This is a genomic window from Paenibacillus assamensis DSM 18201, from assembly GCF_000422445.1.
In the GTDB taxonomy this organism is placed as follows: domain Bacteria; phylum Bacillota; class Bacilli; order Paenibacillales; family Paenibacillaceae; genus Paenibacillus_B; species Paenibacillus_B assamensis.
On the sequence record NZ_AULU01000018.1, the window covers coordinates 1 to 18,507 of the forward strand.

Below are 18,507 nucleotides of genomic sequence, written 5' to 3' on the forward strand. Positions count from 1 at the left end.
TGCCTACGTGTTACTCACCCGTCCGCCGCTAGGCATCAGGAGTGCAAGCACTCCATCAACCCCGCTCGACTTGCATGTATTAGGCACGCCGCCAGCGTTCGTCCTGAGCCAGGATCAAACTCTCCATAAAAGTGTTTGACTTGCTCATTTGTAATGCTGACGAAATTCATCGCTGAATTTCTTACATCAAACGTTTCACTCGTTGTTCAGTTTTCAAAGAACAATTTCGCTCTAGATTACTCATCTTATCGACTCGTTTTCTTTTGCTCTCGTTCGCCGTGTTTCTCAGCGGCGACTCTTATAATATATCATGTCATTCATTTTCCGTCAAGCACTTTTTTTGAAAAGTTTTTAGTTTGTTTTCGATGTCGGTTAGTTAGAAGCAACCTTCATAATGAACAATCACTCTCTATTAAAGAAGCGATTCAAACTAATGTCTTGCGACTGCTTGTCCGTCTTTCATTTGTGTACTTCCGAAGAAGACGTGTATTAATTTATCACACAACGCAAATGAAAGTCAACTCTTTCTCAAGTCCAGTTTGTGGTAATTAAAATATGCTATTACCACAACTTATTACTAGTGCAGTTAAGCCATGCATGAACATGTCTCCACTGTACCATCATGCATGGCTTCGCTCATCTACCCAGCGATAATATGGCACTGCACCTATAGAAGAGAACGTATTGTTCATTTCCACCAATGATAATGCTATAGAACCTCGGCTCACAAGCTTCTCCAATAACAAAGGCATATCATTCGCAATACAAATTAATTCTGGATGTTCGCATAACTCCAACAAGTTCATACCCTTATGTGATCCTTGCAAAATACGAACAAGCGGATTTACATAAACGTACATACGTGTCGTGATGATGAATTCACAAGCTAACAATACTAACTCCACTCGTTTATGCAATGTTTCTGTACTCATAACAAGTTCCTCATACAGCTTGTGAACGCCCAAATCAAGCAGCCTAACATGCTGCCACAAAGATGCACTCGGTATTTGCCCATGCTCAATAATAGAAAGTCTAGCTAATTCCAACAGCGATTGCTCTGCTGCCGAAAATGCATCAAGATATGTTCCACTTTCCACGCAACGCTTCAATTCAACGTATGCTCGAACGAATGCACTAAACTTCGTTAGAATCCGCTGTTCTTGATAGCTGTCCCATTGCTTAGGAAAATCTCGAAGATACTGTTCCATTTCTCCATCACGATCAAATTCTACCGAAGCATAGAGCAGCCAATGCCTCATTTCTTCATATTTCATCATATCGCCACTCAATAAATCATGCATGGTTAAATGGAGAAGTACAATTCTACATTTATTTCCCCCTTCCAAATAAACAGGTGTCCATGCTTGATAATTAGGATACGAACCTACTACTACAAGAAACACATCCCAGTTTAGTGTAGTCTGCCAATCATCTTCAAGTTGGTTTCGGTATACTGCAAGTATTCCGATAACATCTTCATTCTGGGAAAGATGTTGGATTGAAAAATTTAATGGCAATGTATCTTTTTTCACAATCATCCCACACTTTTTGGCTTTCTTTAACAGCTAATGATAGTTTATACTTCTACATAGATTGTCTCTTTCCTTCTCTAAAGTACTATCATTCTGATCAAACGATAGGAGAGTATAGCGATGACGAATCTTACTACACGCACAACAATGCGAGTATTTCGCACGAGCAAGATTAATGAATTTCGATTATGGGGCCTCGTTCTGACGATGGTCGGAATGGGAATTATGATTTTGGGAACAGCAGGCATTGTAAAATGGGGACAAGCAGGCAAGCCTTTCGCAGCTGTATTTATGATTATCGGCATGATTTTATTGCTAGCCAGTGTGGCTATTTACTTTTGGGCAGGAATGCTTTCGACCAGCGCTGTTATGCTCCAATGTCCAGAGTGCGGCCGCCAAACAAAGATGCTGGGCAAAACAGATCGCTGCATGGGATGCCGTACAATTCTCACTTTAGATATTGCACAAGCTACGGATATCCCTGAATATGAGGAAACAACTGAGCAGCAACAACCATCTGCATCTGCTTCCGAATCTCCGCTCCCCAACAGCAACATTTCTGAATCTGATATCAATCTGAATAAACAACATTAATAATTATAATCACAGAATTTCACGAACCAATTGAATGATGACGAATAAGAACATATACAACAAGAGCCGTTCCCCTTTACCGGAGATCGGCTCTTCTTAATAATTATTAGTATTGCAATAACTCCCAAGCTGTCTCATTGCCTAATGAACGTGCCCAAACTCCGAAACCAGCCAGATCAAGCTCCTTCGCCATTTTCAAACGAGCTTTAATAGAGGTCTCATCTTCAAGCCAAACTCGGTACTTTATATTTCCTTCACTTACTTCTGCATAATTCTGTCCTGTTGATTCTGAATACACTGGCTTAGCCTTATGCTCTTTCATCCATTCTTCTGTTGATGTCATACCAAGTGCCTTAGATGTCACCTTAACCTCGCCATCTTTGAGCGTTTCGGTCCAAATTCGAGTATAAAGCGGCATTCCTAGCACCATCTTGTTAGCAGGCACCCCGTCTTCCTCCATAATTCGAGTAACAGCCTCACGCGACCAAGGCAACGATGCTACGGAACCCGCCTTCGGGCTTGCAGCCCAGTGCTCGTCATATGCCATTACAATCATGTAGTCTACTGAACGTCCGAGTTCAGCCCGATCAAGAAACCTTGACCAGTTGCCACTCCCAGACTTAGCTGTAACATCAATAGAAACAACAACCCCCTCCTTACGCAGCAAAGGGGTAAGCTCACGTACAAACTGGGTAAGCTGATCTCGATCTTTTACATTTACATTTTCAAAATCAATATTAATTCCATCAAGATTATACTGCTTCACAAATGCAAGCAACTGTTCCGTCATATAACTTCTATTCTTATAAGTAGCTAGTGCTTCTGTTGTACGTTCTGGGTCAAAGCTATTGCTGAATAGCCCCCATACATACTTTTGCTGTGAATGTGCCCATGACACAAGACGCTTGTCCGCTTTGTTATCAATCTTCCCGCTGCCATCAGCAATACTAAACCAAGTCGGACTAATCACATTAATCCCTGGCATCTGTGGCAGCTTAGCAGGATCAGGATTACGACTATAGACAGCTTCCCAGGCTAATGCTACTGGCGTTTGCTTCTTTACGAACTCAGGCATCTCAACTTCAGGGATATTTGGGATCATGGACTGTTCGCCCATAACTAACTCATCTTGCTTTACATAGCCAATTCGTCCTTGATCGTCTTGAATCCGCCGCCATTCCCCTTCACTTTTCCACGCATATACCTGTGCAGAGCTTTTCAATTCTGTAATGACCGACGCATTATCATCAGTGCCTTCTCTTAATTTAACGGATGCATTAGAATCAGTAGAATGACTGCCGTCAATTATTTTGGCGGATTGAAGTTTCTGCCCTGGCAGCATAACATGAACAACATCATTGTCACGGTATTCACGGACATCCACAACACCTAATTGTTTTAATACGGTATATGGTACATAAACTTCATCTTTTACACGCTCTGCCGCAACACCCCAGTTATAGGGCTTGCCATTCCATGTGCCGTTTCCATCATCTATAGATACCGTTGCCACATGGTGATCGTTCGTTAAAATGACAAGATTAGATTTCTCCTCATATATCGCTTGAGGCATAATCCGCTCTTGTATAGCTGCAAGCGGAAGCAATAACTGCTCCCCCTTCCCCTTAGCACCATACTGACTGTACTCACCACCCCAAGTAATTGGTTGGGTAATGGAAGGCTTTAGCTTTGGAAATGCATCATGAGGCGACCAGGCCTTCCAACCTTGCCATAAACTAAATAGCAGTATTGTTAAGCCTATAAGCACAAAGAGACACCCTCTACGCTTGGAGCGCCTCCTCGACCTAGCTGCATAAGTTGAATATTGATTGTTATGGTTATCTCTTCGCATATTTCCTCCTCTTTACTATATAGACGTGTTCACATCCTGCCATTACGTCATGTCAGAACACGATTTCAATAGTAGTTGTGACGGTCATATATCAAGTTGATCCTAGCATATAAAAACAAAACGCGCACCGATACGAATATCGCTGCGCGTCATCTTACTCTACATACATCTCTTAACAAGGTTGTTCTACCTTAAAACAATCCTGACAAACCCCATACACTTCCATCCGATGTCCCCGAATATGGAATCCGGTCCGTGATGCCGCCGTTTGCTCTACTTCATCAAGAGCAGGCATCGAGAAGTCAGCAATCTTGCCGCATTTCTCACAAATCGCATGGTAATGATCCGATATATCCGCATCAAAGCGACTGGAGCTATCACCATAAGTTAATTCACGAACAAGTCCCGCCTCAATGAACATCTTGAGATTGTTGTACACCGTTGCTACGCTCATGCTCGGAAACTTAGGCTCAAGCGCTCGGTATATTTCATCTGCAGTTGGATGGGTCATGGCGTCCATCAAAAATGCCAAGATTGCATGACGCTGCGGCGTAATACGCACACCAGACTCTTTAAGATGTTCCAAAGCATGTTCAACCCGCGTCTTCATCCTGACCACCATCCTTTCCCTTATCCTCTTGCACTAGGTTCATTTATCTACATTATAACAATTCTCATCAAATAATTGATTTACATCCATTGTACGACTAATATTTTTCTTTTGTCAATCGCCAATTATGTCAGATGAAACATTCATGGAAAACTATCCCTTGTGCTGTAACAGGATAGAACCCGACGCCCTTACTCTCAAACCAACTCCGCCTTCACCAACGCTGCCAATAACAGCTGTTTCCTCAGAACCAAGAAGTGAATAGTTCGTCATGATTCTCCCTTGAAGCGAATGCAGATCAACGTTCATATCCACATCTTGCGGCAATGTGAGACTGACATCACCATTCAAATTTTCAACACTCCAATAGCCACTTAGCTGTGAGGAGCTAATAGTAACATTTCCGTTATGAGCTACGGCATGCAGTGTACTGTTTATTTCATTCAGCTCCATATTTCCTTGCTGCACTTGAAGTTCCGCACCGGCCTCTAATCGTTGACCATACACATTCCCTTTCATTGTATGCAGGACGGCCATTCCTTTTATATCATTACATTCAATATCGCCTTTTGACGTTGTTGCTTCCACACGATCCAATGCATCGACAATCCTTATATCGCCTTCGTTCGCCTGAACATAAATAGGCGCAACTGGCCGCTGCGCATACACATTTCCTTTGTCGACTTGGATATCTAATTCTATAAATTTCTCTTCCGGTATCGTAATCTTAATGTCCATTTGAAGTGGGTGTGACAATTCGTTTCCATGAACATAGCTTTTACCATCTAGAACAAGTTTATTTGGTGTGGTTTGTTTCATGTTCAAATTAACAGCACCAGCTGCCATTTCCGCTTCTTGCTGCGTTGCCTCATATACTGTTACAATAGATTCCACTTCAATCGTATCAACCTCAGCCGTCTCAATATAAATATCACCCGTCTCGTGAACAACTGTAAGCTGGTCGATTTCCTCTGCAAGCTGCTGCTCGATGGATTCCTTCGTTATAGGAACCCCGCCTTCCAGCACCATCTGCTTCATCATAGAGAAATCAAATTGAATAGTTCGTACCCATTGTTGAAATAGATTAGGCTGCGCGACCAAAAAAACACTGACAGCCACAATCAATGATGCACTGATACCCATTAAGTCGACTTTCCACTGTTTCTTCCGTCCACGCATAAGCAATCCCGTCACTACAACTTCAAAAACCCAGCTAATCGGTATAAGCGGCCACCATACTTTTAACCATTTAACATGGGAGTATCCCGTACTCGCAGCATCCCATAAAAGCAGCCCACCAATGCATACAAGTGATAATGCAGCAGTAAACCGTCCCGCTCGTATGATTGAAGTGGAGACAAATTGCTGTGTCATCGTCTGCTTCTCGTTTCCTTTAGAAGAATGTACAGACCAAAGCCAATGAGAGCAGCCGCCCCAAGGAAGGAGCCTACGTATTGAAACACCCAACTTAGCCATGTCGGATCCAAAGCAAACAACACCAGCATTACACCTATCCCCATTAGTAAAACACCAACCCAAGGCCCTGGCGACATTGGTACAGGAGTTCCATATAGTGCGTTCAAGTTAACTTTATCCGTATGCTGCATAGCATCAAATAGATTAAAGAAATAGATAACAGGCATCAGTAATGACAGCAGTACAATTAAAGGTACATTAGTGCCCATATTTGATGTGGAGAAATAAACGACAGCTACAATATCAAGCACTAACAGCATAATCATTAATAAGCCACGCTGCATGAGTCCTAAGTAGAAATGACCTGCTCCAGGGAATAGACATGCCAGCAAAATAGCAACAAACTTACTCTTCTTTGGCGGCTTTTGTGCAGCAAAAGGCGGTTCCTGAACATGTCGATACGGGGTATCCGGAAATCCGCTCCACTCCTCCTTGCCTTGCCTTGAACGATATGCCAAATCCATCTCATACATACGCTCACGCAAGAAGCGTTCTTCCTCATTCTCTTCCTTAAATCGCTTCTGTTTAGACACCCTTCTCGCCTCCTTTCTAAATCTTTTAATGATAGCCTATTTCCATTAAACGACTGGTACTTCTGCTGCTTGGCCCCAGCCATTTTTAAATAATGCTTTGGCACGGTATAATCTCGTCTCCACCGTACGTACTGGCATAGATAGCTGTTCCGCTATTTCTGTATACGAACGGTCTCGCAAATGATACATAACCATAATAGAACGGTATTTTAACGGCATATTGCGGAGCGTATCTCTCACTTGTTCACACCGCTCCTGCTTCAACACATGCTCCTCAGGCAGCTCATCTGAAGCAACAAGCTCATTATCTAAGTTCATCCGATAATCCTCATAAGGAAGGGAATCGGCTTGTAGATGATACTTCCACTTACGCAATGTATCAATTAACTGATTGCGTGTAAGTCGATACAACCAAGTTGTAAACTTCGCTTCACCACGAAATGTATGCAGCGAGCGATATACTTTTATCCACACATCCTGAGCAATGTCCTCCGCGAGATGTCTGTCTTTAACAGTCTGACAAATACAAGTTAACACAAATCGACGATGCCTTTCCACTAAAGTATTCATCGCCTCTTGCTCCCCTGCGATAATTTGTTGAACAAGCTGCTCATCAGATTTATTTTGCTTTATGCTTTCTTGACTATATAATCGAGTATTTAATAGGTTCACGGCGGTTAACATCCTTTCTCTTCTTCCGTACATAGCATTGTCGGTGTTTGCATCGTTCACTTAAGTTACTATTATTGTACGCGGAATCGAAAAGAGCTTAAAACCTGCCGGAGTCTAGTTGTGCTACACAGACTTTGGTCTAGGTAGGCTCCCTCCAAGCGGATAGCATGTAATTATTGCAGCGGCCACTTTTCTAAGCGATATACTTCAAAAAAGTCGTCCGTTTATAAAAAAATGGAGCCCGTTCCCCAACGATCATCGGTTGATCCATTGGGTCATCTGCTCCACTTTTTTATATAAATATAGTTAAACCACGGCGTTTCACGCTTGCTTCAGTACATCAACAAGAAGCTCGTTAACAAGCGTAGGATTGGCCTTCCCTTTCGTCTCACGCATAACTTGACCTACAAGGAAACCAATTGCTCTTTCTTTACCTGCACGGTAATCTTCTACCGATTGCGGATTCGCAGCTACAATCTGCTCAACAATGCCTCTGATTGCACCTTCGTCACTAATCTGAACAAGGCCTTTTTCTTCAACGATTGCTTGAGGAGCTTTACCGCTCTCCAGCATTTCTTTGAAGACCGTCTTAGCAATCTTGTTGCTGATCGTCCCCTTTTCAATAAGACCGATCATTTCGCCAAGATTTTGACCATTCAACATCACATCATCAATTTCTTTGCTGTTCTGGTTCAAGTAGCCGAGAAGGTCTCCCATAATCCAGTTTGCAACAGCTTTGGCATCCTTCGTGTAGTTCAAGCTCTCTTCCAACAAATCAGCAAGCTTTTTGGAGGATGTAAGCACATCTGCATCATAGCTGGACAAGCCAAACTCGGACGCATAGCGAGCTTTACGAGCATCAGGCAGCTCAGGGATCGTCGCGCGAACGCGCTCTTTCCATTCCTCATCAATATGAAGCGTAACAAGATCCGGATCCGGGAAGTAACGATAGTCATGCGCTTCTTCCTTACTGCGCATTGATAACGTACGGCCTTGAGATTCGTCCCATCTTCTCGTCTCTTGTACGATTGTTCCACCATCTTCCAGAATATCCGTTTGACGTTCTACTTCATATTCTGTACCGCGAACAACGCCGCGGAAGGAGTTCATATTCTTCAACTCTGTCTTCGTGCCGTATTCTTCTTGGCCAACAGGGCGCAAGCTGATGTTCACGTCACAACGAAGGGAGCCTTCCTCCATTTTCACATCGGATACGTCACAATACTGCATAATCGCTCTCAACTTTTGCATATAAGCCTCTGCTTCCTGCGCAGAACGAATATCTGGGTTGGATACGATCTCTACAAGCGGCGTACCGACACGGTTGAAGTCCACAAGGGAACCAAAACCACCTTCCATGTGCGTCAGCTTGCCTGCATCTTCTTCAAGATGAAGACGGTCGATTGTAATTCGTTTCGTCTTACCGTCTACTTCAATATCAATCCACCCATTGCGTCCAATCGGCTGATCATATTGTGAAATCTGATACGCCTTGGGAGAGTCTGGGTAGAAGTAATTTTTACGGTCAAACTTGCTAATATCTGCAATCTCACAGTTCAATGCCATTGCAGCTTTCATTGCATACTCGACCGCCTGCTTGTTCAATACAGGCAATACGCCTGGATGTCCAAGACAGATCGGGCAAGTGTGTGTATTCGGCGGTGCACCAAAGGATGTGGAGCATCCGCAAAAAATCTTCGAATTCGTATGCAGCTCTACGTGCACTTCCAATCCGATTACCGTTTCAAAGGTTGTACTCGGCATGTCAGATTCTCCTCCTCTTACAACTGCGGACGCAGCTTATGATGTTCGGTAGCCTGTTCAAACAAGTGTGCGGCGCGAAGAACAGCCGACTCATCGAATGGTTTACCGATAATTTGCAATCCAACAGGAAGACCGTCTGCCATTCCGCATGGAACGCTAATCGCTGGCACGCCAGCCAAGCTTACTGGAATCGTTAAAATATCGTTCATATACATTTGCAACGGATTGTTAATTTGCTCGCCAATTTTGAATGCAGTCGTTGGAGCAGTTGGACCGATTAGCAAATCATACTTTTGGAATGCCTGATCAAAGTCTTGCTTAATAAGCGTACGAACTTTTTGTGCTTTCAAATAATAAGCATCATAATAACCAGAGCTTAGCGCATACGTTCCAAGCATAATACGACGTTTAACTTCAGATCCGAAACCTTCGCTGCGGGATTTGAAGTACAAGTCAATTAAGTTGTCAGGATTCTCTGCACGAACGCCATAACGAACGCCATCGAAACGAGACAAATTCGAAGAAGCCTCAGAAGAAGCAAGCAAGTAGTAAGCCGCTACTGCATACTCTGTATGTGGTAGCGATACTTCTTCCCATGTAGCACCAAGTGACTCAAATGTTTGTAAAGCATCAAGGACAGCTTGTTTGACTTTAGGGTCTACACCTTCACTCATGTACTCTTTAGGAACACCGATACGCAAGCCGCGTACATCGCCTTGCAATGCAGCTGCATAATCAGGAATATCGACATTGGCAGAAGTTGAATCCATTGTGTCATGACCCGCAATCGCTTGCAGCACATGTGCAGAATCTTCTACCGTACGCGTCAATGGACCGATTTGGTCAAGGGAAGACGCAAACGCAACGAGACCGAAGCGAGATATAAGGCCATACGTTGGCTTCAAGCCGACGATACCACAGTAGGAAGCTGGTTGACGGATGGAGCCACCTGTATCTGAACCAAGTGAAAATGGTACTTGTCCAGCTGCAACCGCCGCTGCTGAACCACCACTGGAACCACCAGGTACACGCTCAACATCCCAAGGGTTGCGAGTCACTTGATAAGCCGAGTTTTCATTGGAGCCGCCCATCGCGAACTCGTCCATGTTCAGCTTACCAGCTGTTATTACTCCCGCTTCTTTAAGCTTTCGGGATACAAAAGCATCATGCACAGGTACAAAGTTGTCCAAAAAACGGCTTGCACAAGTGGTGCGCAATCCTTCTGTAATGATGTTGTCTTTAATACCCGCAGGGATACCAGCTAATGCGCCAAGACCTTCCCCTTGTACATATTTATCATCATAGCGATGAGCTTCTGCACGCGCTTGTTCTTCATTTAACGTTAGAAATGCTTGAACGGTCCCATCAGTCGCTGCGATGCGCGCGAATACTGCGTCTGTAAGTTCAGTTGCAGACAACGTGCGAGCGCTCAACTGCTGTTTCAGCTCAGCTAATGTATAATCCAATGGCGTCACTTCGAACATCCTCCTTCATTTTCTACACAGGAATAGCCTGTCATCTATACAATTTACCGTAGTAAAACGTTATTCTAGTACAGCAGGTACGCGGAATTGACCGTCTTCTTCCTCTGGCGCGTTCTTCATAACATGTTCTCTGTCTAGAGACGGACGTACTTCATCTTCACGCATTACATTGCGAATTGGCAATACGTGCGTTGTAGGTTGTACATCATCTGTATTCAATTCATTCAACTTATCTGCATATTTCAAAATAGCGTTCAACTGATCCGTATAGCGTTCTTTCTCTTCATCCGTCAGCAGCAAGCGTGCAAGCTTAGCTACATGCTCAACATCATGCAAATTAATGCTCATGGGGATTGATGTCCTCCTTCGTTCGGCAAATAGTCATCCCTTTATTATAGCGAAGAACTGAAAAATCTCAATTGTAGTGGAAACAACTTAATATTGTCTATGTAAGGAAGTAAAAGCGCATCAAAAAAAGACACTCCACATTCAGCCCACTTCGGGTTGAATACGATGAGTGTCTTTATTTATGAGCTCTATATCCAAGCTCTCAAGTTTACTTGTCGGATAAAGTCTTCTGGGGAAAGAGTTTCTGTTTCTTCTTCCTCAGCTACTTCCTCCTGTTCTTCGCCCTGCAGTAACTGACGAAACAATGATTCGTTGCGCGTAGCTAATGCATAGTCGATTAACGCTTCTCGTTCAATGCGATCCGCTTCTTCTTTAAGTAGCACATCTTCAAGCTCAATGTCTGAACCCGGCACTAAAAAATTGCGGTTCGCATGAGGAACCCGGACCACATAATCAAAAGCATTATCCGCATTGCGGTCATATGCAATAATATAGCCGTATTCCCCAATCGGCAATTGTTGCTCGAAACGGTCTGCGACAACGACTACTTTCTCTCCTAATGGCAGCATTGGTATGCCTCCCAGCCGTTTGCTTTTTTCACTATGTTACTAGAAAATCAAGCTGCTGTAAACGTTAGGTATGACGCATCGTAACCAGTTATTTTCCAGAGTGTTGTGTTGTATATTACTGTATTTGCTTGTTTCTATGTAAATATTTTCACCTTAATTTTTTCTCTACTTCGTTTTCAATTTGCTATAATAGATTCCATACCTTACCAATACGAGGAGAGTTATTCGATGAAACCAACTATCTTATATGTAGAAGACGACTTAGAAATCGGAGAATGGACGAATCAATTCCTCAAGGACAAGGGCTATGAGGTTGATTGGAGGAAATCGGGCGAAAACGCGCTCCACGAGGCAGACTCATACAGCCTGGTCATACTAGATGTGATGCTGCCTGGCCTAGATGGATTTACCGTTGGTCAACGTCTAAAGAAAAGCGCGCCTCATATTCCCGTTTTAATGTTATCTGCTAGGAGCTCCATTGATGATAAGCTGCAAGGCTTGAATTTCGCAGATGATTATTTGACGAAGCCTTTCCATCCCGATGAATTGGCTGCAAGAATCGAAATTTTGCTGCGCCGTTATGAAAAGGAAGAAGAGGAATGTATCACGCTGCACCATATACATATGTATCCGAAGCAGAATCGTATTGTCGATAGCCGTACGAACGAAGAGCTCACCCTTACGGGCAAGCAGTTTCATATTTTCCGATATATGATCCAAAATGCCAATCAAATTTTGACTAAGGAGCAAATCTACGAAGGCGTATGGGGCGATCCGTACATAGAGGGCGACAAAACGCTGCAAGTCCATATTCGCTATTTGCGCGAAAAAATTGAACTTGATCCGAGCAAGCCGCTTATTATTGAGACGATACGCGGCATTGGCTACAGGGTAAGACGATGATAAAGATCCCATTTAATAGAAACAAGAAAAATACGTTGAGCGAGATCCAGCAGCCCATAAAGTCGAGATGGTGGAAATTCACAGATTCTCGCGTACGTTGGCGTCACTCTTTGCTCGTTAAATATCTATCACTCGTCGTATGCGCCATGCTGCTTTTCTTTTTCCTTATGCCCTTGGTTACTATAATTATTGGCATTCCGATGTATTGGAATGATCAAGCAAAAGAAAAAGAAAATCCGTATGCGAATGGTCAAACACTCATGACGACATGGCATGCCGATACGAAAAAGCTTAAGGGCGACAATGAGCAAGCAATTGAAAAACATCTTGTGAGTTGGAAAGCCAAGCTGCCAAAAGCAACCGTATTTTGGGTAGATGCAAAGGGAGTCACGCGCAAGATGCTTCCCGAGCAGAAGTCACTGCCAAAACAATGGACCGCGCAAGATAGCATCAGCTTTATGAAGAAGAGTTTCGAGGGGGATCCATTTACTGTCGTTTCCTTTATAGGTGGTGAAAATGCTAAAGAAGGATTCGTCGCCATCCAAATACCGCGGAAGCTAATGACGTATGATGGACAGCAGCCACTGTACACCAGTGAATATGCATTTGCTATCATGATGACGTTAACTCTCCTATTCGTCCTCTTCTCATGGCGCTTCTTCTATCGAATTCAGCGGCGATTGAGAGAGCTGGAACGAGCGATGGCAATGACAGACGAACATGGAATTCCTATCATGATATCGGTGGCAAAAGAAGATGAAATCGGCCAACTGCAGCACTCGTTCAATCGAATGATATCCGAGCTGCGGGCAAGTCGCAAGCGTGAGCAGGAGGAAGAGGAACTGCGCAAGCAATTAATCGCCAACCTGTCCCATGATATTCGGACCCCTCTCACAACCATTCGCACGCATGTCCATACGATACAGCAGGAAAATGACGTGCTACAGGAACGAAGCAAGACAAGCTTGCATGTGATCGTGCAAAAATGTGAAGACCTCGCACATCTCGTCGATAACTTGCTATCCTATACGCTGCTTTCTGCGAAGCGCTATACATTCCAACCTCAGGCTGTGGATGTCGTACGCCTCGCGCGAGAAAGTGCGGCAGCGTGGTACCCCATGTGGGAGAAGCATCAATTTGAGGTAGAAGTTAATTTGCCTTCAGCGCCAATTATTTGGAATGTCGATCAGATGTGGATGAAGCGCATTCTCGATAATGTGTATCAGAACGTCGTACGACATGCAGCATCTGGACGTTATATTCGAATCGAAATGAATGAGCTTCCTAACGGCATTAGCGAACTAGTCATTCAAGACAAAGGACCCGGCATGAAGGTGGCTTCTTCTAATAAAGGGGCCGGCATTGGTCTTAGCATTATTGAAATGATGCTAAAAGAGATGAGCTTGGAGCAAGAAGTTTACAGCAGCAGCAGTGGAACAACGTTAGTTTTAACTCCGAAACGAGGAAATATAAAAAATACGAATATTTAAACTCGATTTAACCTTGAAGTCGCTCTTGTTTAACCTTCAGCCTATAAAGTAGGTTGTGAGGTGATGAACATGAGCGACTTTATCGTTCAGACGAAACAATTAACGAAAACATACAAAGGCAAAATTGCCGTTGATCAAGTAAACTTACAAATTCAAAAAGGTCAAATCTACGGCTTCCTAGGTTCTAACGGTGCAGGTAAGACAACGACGATTCGTATGCTGCTAGGCCTAATTCAACCAACAGATGGCGAAGTACATATTTTCGGTAAAAACCTAAAGAAAGACAAGCTGTCCATTCTTCGTAAAATAGGTTCTCTCGTTGAATATCCGTCTTACTACGGTCACTTGAACGCAATTGAGAACTTGGAAACGATACGCCGCATTATCGACGTACCAAAGTCACGCATTGATGAAGTACTTGCTATCGTCCAGCTTACGGCGGATGCGAAGCGTCCTGTCAAAGGCTACTCGCTAGGAATGAAGCAGCGCCTTGGTATCGCTGCCGCTCTACTCGGCTCTCCTGAACTGCTCGTGCTGGATGAACCAACAAACGGCTTAGACCCTTCAGGAATATTAGAAATTCGCGAATTGATTAAAAGCTTGCCGCAGCAATATGGTATTACGGTACTTGTGTCCAGTCACTTATTAAGTGAAGTGGAGCAAATGGCTACGAATGTTGGTATCATCCAACACGGACGCATGCTGTTCCAAGACTCCATTGAAACATTGGTACAACAAGCTAAGCAGCATATCATGCTGTCTGTATCCGAGCCTGAGCGTGCAGTTGCTACTCTAAATGCAGCAGGGATTCGCACCAATCTGGAGTCTGAAGGATTGCTGCACTGCTCCTATGTACCAGATACGAAAATTGCTTCCGCTGTCCATCTACTCGTCCATGACGGACATGATATTTATCGCATTACAGAAAAACGCGAATCGTTGGAGGATATCTTCCTAGCGATGACGAGAGAGGGGGGGTTCTAATGCTCACACGGGCATTTTCCTCGGATTGGCTTAAGCTGCGCCACACTTGGATTGTTGCACTGGTGTTCTTGGGACCAGCAGGCGTTGTCGGATTGCAAGCGTTCAACTGGGGACTTCGTTATGATTATTTGACGGACCGACACGCAGGAAAGTTATGGGAAACAGTGATGAAGGATATTCATTTCTTATCCGTTCCTGCTCTGCTATTAGGAATTACGCTCGTTGCATCTATGCTCGCAGGTATGGAACATCAGCATGGATCATGGAAACAAACGCTTGCACTGCCTATTCGACGTCGGACTGTCTATATGTCTAAATGGCTCGTTTGCCAGACCTTGATGCTGCTAGCTTGTATCCTGTTAATGGCAGGCACACTTCTGCTCGGTTACTTACTTGGTTTTGGCACGGATATTCCATGGGACGATCTGCTTGCTCGCAGTTACTACCCTTGGCTGACAGCAGGTCCAATCTTAGCGCTCCAGTTGTGGCTATCTGTTAGTACAGCCAACCAGACGATTCCTCTTTCAACCGGAATCATACTAAGCATTATGAGCTTGTCGGCTATAGATATGCCTGACTGGATGCCATTGAAATGGCCACTGCTGATGAAAGATTCCATTTCAACCGAACTATCAATCGCATTAGGAGTAGGCACAGGGCTGCTTGTTCTCCTATTCAGTATCATTCACTTTACACGGAAGGACGTGAGTTAAATGAAAGGCATCTTCAAAGTACTACGTTCAGAAGCGGTTAAATTGCGCCATTCAAAGCTCAGCAGCTTGCTCTTCATTAGCCCGCTGCTCTCGCTCTCGGTTGGCATTATGTATAATGCCAACAGTGATATGCCATGGCTCGAAATGTACAGTATGATGGCGTTATCTCACGCTATATTGTTCCTCCCGCTTATGACAGGAATCATTGGCGCACTGATGTGCCGCTACGAGCATGCCAACGGCGGTTGGAAGCAAACACTAGCTCTACCTATCTCTCGAACCAATCTATACGTAGGAAAATTTCTCATCATTTGCTTCATGACTTTTACAATGCAGCTATTATTCTTCTTAGCGGTAGTTGCAGCAGGGATGTTCAAAGGATTTGCAAGTCCGATGCCTATCAAGGAAATTGCCACTTTCGTTATTAGCGGATGGATTGCTACTTTGCCGCTTGCTGCCTTGCAATTGTTCTTCTCCACGATGTGGGCAAGCTTTGCAGCAGCCCTAACGATTACTGTTATTTTCACATTGCCGAACTTGCTTATTATTCAATCAGGAGATTATGGCCCTTATTATCCTTGGGCACAGCCTGGATTGGCTATGCTGCCGATGAGTGATAGTTCTATGAATACGTTAGGTTTAAATATTTCACTGGAGACGTTGTTGTTCGTTATTGGCGGAAGCTTCCTTGTATTTTTCGTGACGGGACTGCTCTATTTCCAACGGAAAGATGTTGCGTAAACCTATGCGAACGACGATCCATGTACATTCCCATTCTTGTCTAGCGCTACATTTGAGAGCATGTTATGGAATAAGGGACAAGCTGCTAGCCAAAAAAAGCACGCAAGCCATAAAGGGAGCGCCCTTACGGTATGCGTGCTTTTTGCTGTTGAACATGTGGACAACGTTCGGTTCCACTGTCGGTTTATCGATAGTGGACTCCATCTACTCAGTCTTATAGAAACGGGTTATGTTCCTTCTCAAAACCGATCGTTGTTGCCGGACCGTGACCAGGGTACACATTGACATCATCACCAAGCGTAAACAACTTCGTACGGATCGAATGGAGCAGTAAGGCGTGATCTCCGCCTGTAAGATCAGTACGCCCAATCGACATGCGGAACAAAGCATCACCTGCTATGCACTGCTTATCAAAGACAAAGCTGACGCTACCAGGAGAATGACCAGGCGTATGAAGTACCGTTAGCTTCAGCCCGATAAGTTCAAGCTCATCCCCGTCTTTAAGTAAATGCTCAGCAGGAGCAAAGCTCATCGGACCGCAAATTTGCGGCCAGCGGAGTGAGCCGTTGAGTTCAGCATTCGTCAGCCACTCCTGCTCCTGTTCATGAATATAAACGGGGCAGCCGTAACGTTCGCGAATAAGCTCCAATCCGCCAATATGATCCAAGTGAGCATGAGTAAGCAATACCGCCTTAACGTGCATGTCCCCAAGTGCTTGGAACAGCGGCTCAGGATTCATTCCTGGATCAATTACGATCGCTTCGTTCGTGTCTTGCTCATGTAGAATATATGCATTTGTTTCGAAAGGTCCTAGTGGAATTCCAATGATGCGCAGCATAGCTGTTAAACACCGCCTTTATAAGATTTCAAGACTCCCATCTGATCAAACTAGAGCCGTTATTCTATTTTAAAAGGATGAGAGCAACTCGCGCAATTCTTTAAGAACTCGCGTTTGATATTCTGCACCTTCACCATACTGTTCTATAATTTGTTGACGAGCTATCTTCAAATTATCTTGGTAGTCTGCTGCTTCCCGATCTGGATTTGCCTGCTTGAAGGCAATCATATGTGCTTGTACATCGCTAGGACGAGGTCCCCATTGACCAAGTACATGTCCACCCGTGTCAGCAATAATAACAATTGGTACAGCACGGCCGCCCATCGTCAAATATTGATCCATCACTTCTGGGAACTTCTCGACAATAAGCACTTCTGTAGGAATACCTGCTGCTTCTGTTGCACGGAAAACAACGGGCACGTTGCGGATAACATCTCCACACCAATCTGCCATCAAGATAAGACAACGAAGGTCATCACGGAATTGAAGCGACTCGAAGAAGGATTTATCCTCTTCATTGCTCCATTCAAAACCTTCGTACCAGCCTAGAAAAGTGTCTTTATTTTTCTCCATGCCATCAATAAATGCTTGTGGCGAAATTCCTTGATCAAGAACAGCTGCAACTGATTTGCTCATATCGGGTTACCCTCTTTCTTCTTAGATATCGTGTATTTGATAACAAAATAAATAATAAGCACAGCTAGAGCTACTAAAATAAATGACTGAATATACGGTGCCGCTGCCTCATCGATATGCTGCCAACGTTCACCCAATACGTACCCCAGATACAAAAAGCCAATTGTCCATGGGATAGCCGCCAGTGTAGTTAACAAAATAAACCTCCATACCGGCATACGGCTAATTCCTGCAGGAATCGATATGGCATGACGAACGATTGGGACAAATCTTGCCGTGAAAATAACTCCTGTACCGTACTTATGGAACCACTCTTCAGACTTGTCAATATGGTGCTGACGGATAAGCAAGTACTTCCCGTAACGAGCCAAAAAAGGTCGCCCGCCATATCGTGCTATTGCATAGATAACAAGCTGAGCTCCAACACCACCCGCAATTGCAAAAAACAGGGCGGAGAAGTATGAAATATGCCCCTGTTGAATTAAATACCCGCCATAAGCCAGTACAAGTTCACTCGGGATCATTTCCATCATCAGACCGACCATAATTCCAAATCCGCCTAAACTTTGAATCCATTCCAGTACATTCGATACAAATTCATGTAACACGGTTACCATTCGCCTCGGTTTCTCCTCTATATAATCGAGCGTTTAAAAAGCAAGCTTTTCAAATCAACTCACAGAGGTATAAACCCATTTTATTCTAGCATATCCAAGGACATGTCTGCTACTGCTTGTCATCGCGATCTGCCTGTCCGCATACACTGCA

General features: G+C 44.1%; 19 protein-coding genes and 1 rRNA gene. 6 read left to right on the forward strand and 14 right to left on the reverse strand.

Annotated features, from left to right (window positions below):
- Both H580_RS0111110 and H580_RS0111115 read right to left on the reverse strand, forming a co-directional pair.
- Window positions 1-130, reverse strand: a 16S ribosomal RNA gene (locus tag H580_RS0111110); the annotation flags it as partial.
- Between the two features lie 490 nt (window positions 131-620).
- Window positions 621-1,532: a hypothetical protein gene (locus H580_RS0111115; RefSeq protein WP_157282855.1), complete on the reverse strand. Its 912-nt coding sequence runs from the start codon at window positions 1,530-1,532 to the stop codon at window positions 621-623.
- A 147-nt stretch (window positions 1,533-1,679) separates the two neighbouring features.
- Between H580_RS0111115 and H580_RS24030 the strand changes: the two genes are divergently transcribed.
- Window positions 1,680-2,126 (forward strand): YgzB family protein, encoded by a 447-nt coding sequence (locus H580_RS24030; protein ID WP_051217420.1) that lies wholly within the window; start codon window positions 1,680-1,682, stop codon window positions 2,124-2,126.
- Window positions 2,127-2,232: 106 nt separating this feature from the next.
- Here the strand turns inward: H580_RS24030 and H580_RS24035 are convergent, their stop codons facing one another.
- The 9 genes from H580_RS24035 to H580_RS0111165 all read right to left on the reverse strand — a co-directional run bounded on the left by H580_RS24035 (window position 2,233) and on the right by H580_RS0111165 (window position 11,434).
- Window positions 2,233-3,894, reverse strand: coding sequence for a glycosyl hydrolase family 18 protein (locus tag H580_RS24035; RefSeq protein WP_245583545.1), 1,662 nt, complete (start codon window positions 3,892-3,894; stop codon window positions 2,233-2,235).
- Window positions 3,895-4,150: 256 nt separating this feature from the next.
- Window positions 4,151-4,588 carry a peroxide-responsive transcriptional repressor PerR gene (gene perR, locus H580_RS0111130; RefSeq protein ID WP_028594853.1) on the reverse strand — a complete coding sequence of 146 codons (438 nt, stop codon included), beginning with the start codon at window positions 4,586-4,588 and terminating at the stop codon, window positions 4,151-4,153.
- Between the two features lie 153 nt (window positions 4,589-4,741).
- Entirely contained in the window at window positions 4,742-5,962 is a 1,221-nt protein-coding gene (locus H580_RS0111135; RefSeq protein WP_028594854.1) for a DUF4097 family beta strand repeat-containing protein, read from the reverse strand.
- On the reverse strand, window positions 5,959-6,597 hold the full coding sequence (locus H580_RS0111140) for a TM2 domain-containing protein (RefSeq protein WP_036605098.1): 639 nt from the start codon (window positions 6,595-6,597) through the stop codon (window positions 5,959-5,961). The genes H580_RS0111135 and H580_RS0111140 overlap by 4 nt, the downstream gene beginning before the upstream one ends.
- Before the next feature lie 45 nt (window positions 6,598-6,642).
- Complete coding sequence (locus tag H580_RS0111145; protein ID WP_245583546.1) at window positions 6,643-7,269, reverse strand: RNA polymerase sigma factor; 627 nt, start codon at window positions 7,267-7,269, stop codon at window positions 6,643-6,645.
- A 321-nt stretch (window positions 7,270-7,590) separates the two neighbouring features.
- Window positions 7,591-9,033 (reverse strand): Asp-tRNA(Asn)/Glu-tRNA(Gln) amidotransferase subunit GatB, encoded by a 1,443-nt coding sequence (gene gatB / locus H580_RS0111150; protein WP_028594857.1) that lies wholly within the window; start codon window positions 9,031-9,033, stop codon window positions 7,591-7,593.
- Window positions 9,034-9,050: 17 nt separating this feature from the next.
- Window positions 9,051-10,517 carry an Asp-tRNA(Asn)/Glu-tRNA(Gln) amidotransferase subunit GatA gene (gene gatA / locus H580_RS0111155; RefSeq protein ID WP_425414128.1) on the reverse strand — a complete coding sequence of 489 codons (1,467 nt, stop codon included), beginning with the start codon at window positions 10,515-10,517 and terminating at the stop codon, window positions 9,051-9,053.
- A 60-nt stretch (window positions 10,518-10,577) separates the two neighbouring features.
- Complete coding sequence (gene gatC, locus H580_RS0111160) at window positions 10,578-10,865, reverse strand: Asp-tRNA(Asn)/Glu-tRNA(Gln) amidotransferase subunit GatC (RefSeq protein WP_028594859.1); 288 nt, start codon at window positions 10,863-10,865, stop codon at window positions 10,578-10,580.
- 188 nt (window positions 10,866-11,053) lie between these two features.
- Window positions 11,054-11,434, reverse strand: a complete 381-nt coding sequence (locus H580_RS0111165; protein ID WP_028594860.1) for a hypothetical protein — start codon at window positions 11,432-11,434, stop codon at window positions 11,054-11,056.
- A 228-nt stretch (window positions 11,435-11,662) separates the two neighbouring features.
- Between H580_RS0111165 and H580_RS0111170 the strand changes: the two genes are divergently transcribed.
- The 5 genes from H580_RS0111170 to H580_RS0111190 all read left to right on the forward strand — a co-directional run bounded on the left by H580_RS0111170 (window position 11,663) and on the right by H580_RS0111190 (window position 16,265).
- Window positions 11,663-12,337: a response regulator transcription factor gene (locus tag H580_RS0111170; RefSeq protein ID WP_028594861.1), complete on the forward strand. Its 675-nt coding sequence runs from the start codon at window positions 11,663-11,665 to the stop codon at window positions 12,335-12,337.
- Entirely contained in the window at window positions 12,334-13,827 is a 1,494-nt protein-coding gene (locus H580_RS0111175) for a HAMP domain-containing sensor histidine kinase (RefSeq protein WP_084509166.1), read from the forward strand. The genes H580_RS0111170 and H580_RS0111175 overlap by 4 nt, the downstream gene beginning before the upstream one ends.
- 69 nt (window positions 13,828-13,896) lie before the next feature.
- Window positions 13,897-14,811 (forward strand): ABC transporter ATP-binding protein, encoded by a 915-nt coding sequence (locus H580_RS0111180; protein ID WP_028594863.1) that lies wholly within the window; start codon window positions 13,897-13,899, stop codon window positions 14,809-14,811.
- Window positions 14,811-15,524, forward strand: a complete 714-nt coding sequence (locus tag H580_RS0111185) for an ABC transporter permease (RefSeq protein ID WP_028594864.1) — start codon at window positions 14,811-14,813, stop codon at window positions 15,522-15,524. The genes H580_RS0111180 and H580_RS0111185 overlap by 1 nt, the downstream gene beginning before the upstream one ends.
- The gene (locus H580_RS0111190) at window positions 15,525-16,265 is read left to right on the forward strand and encodes an ABC transporter permease (RefSeq protein WP_028594865.1); all 741 of its coding nucleotides are present in this window, start codon (window positions 15,525-15,527) and stop codon (window positions 16,263-16,265) included.
- A gap of 214 nt (window positions 16,266-16,479) precedes the next feature.
- Here H580_RS0111190 and H580_RS0111195 read toward each other — a convergent pair whose 3' ends face one another.
- From H580_RS0111195 to uptA, 3 genes are all read right to left on the reverse strand, one after another.
- On the reverse strand, window positions 16,480-17,103 hold the full coding sequence (locus H580_RS0111195; RefSeq protein WP_028594866.1) for an MBL fold metallo-hydrolase: 624 nt from the start codon (window positions 17,101-17,103) through the stop codon (window positions 16,480-16,482).
- 69 nt (window positions 17,104-17,172) lie between these two features.
- Window positions 17,173-17,739: a thioredoxin family protein gene (locus H580_RS0111200; RefSeq protein WP_028594867.1), complete on the reverse strand. Its 567-nt coding sequence runs from the start codon at window positions 17,737-17,739 to the stop codon at window positions 17,173-17,175.
- On the reverse strand, window positions 17,736-18,356 hold the full coding sequence (uptA, locus tag H580_RS0111205) for an undecaprenyl phosphate transporter UptA (RefSeq protein WP_028594868.1): 621 nt from the start codon (window positions 18,354-18,356) through the stop codon (window positions 17,736-17,738). The genes H580_RS0111200 and uptA overlap by 4 nt, the downstream gene beginning before the upstream one ends.
- Between the last annotated feature and the right edge of the window lie 151 nt (window positions 18,357-18,507).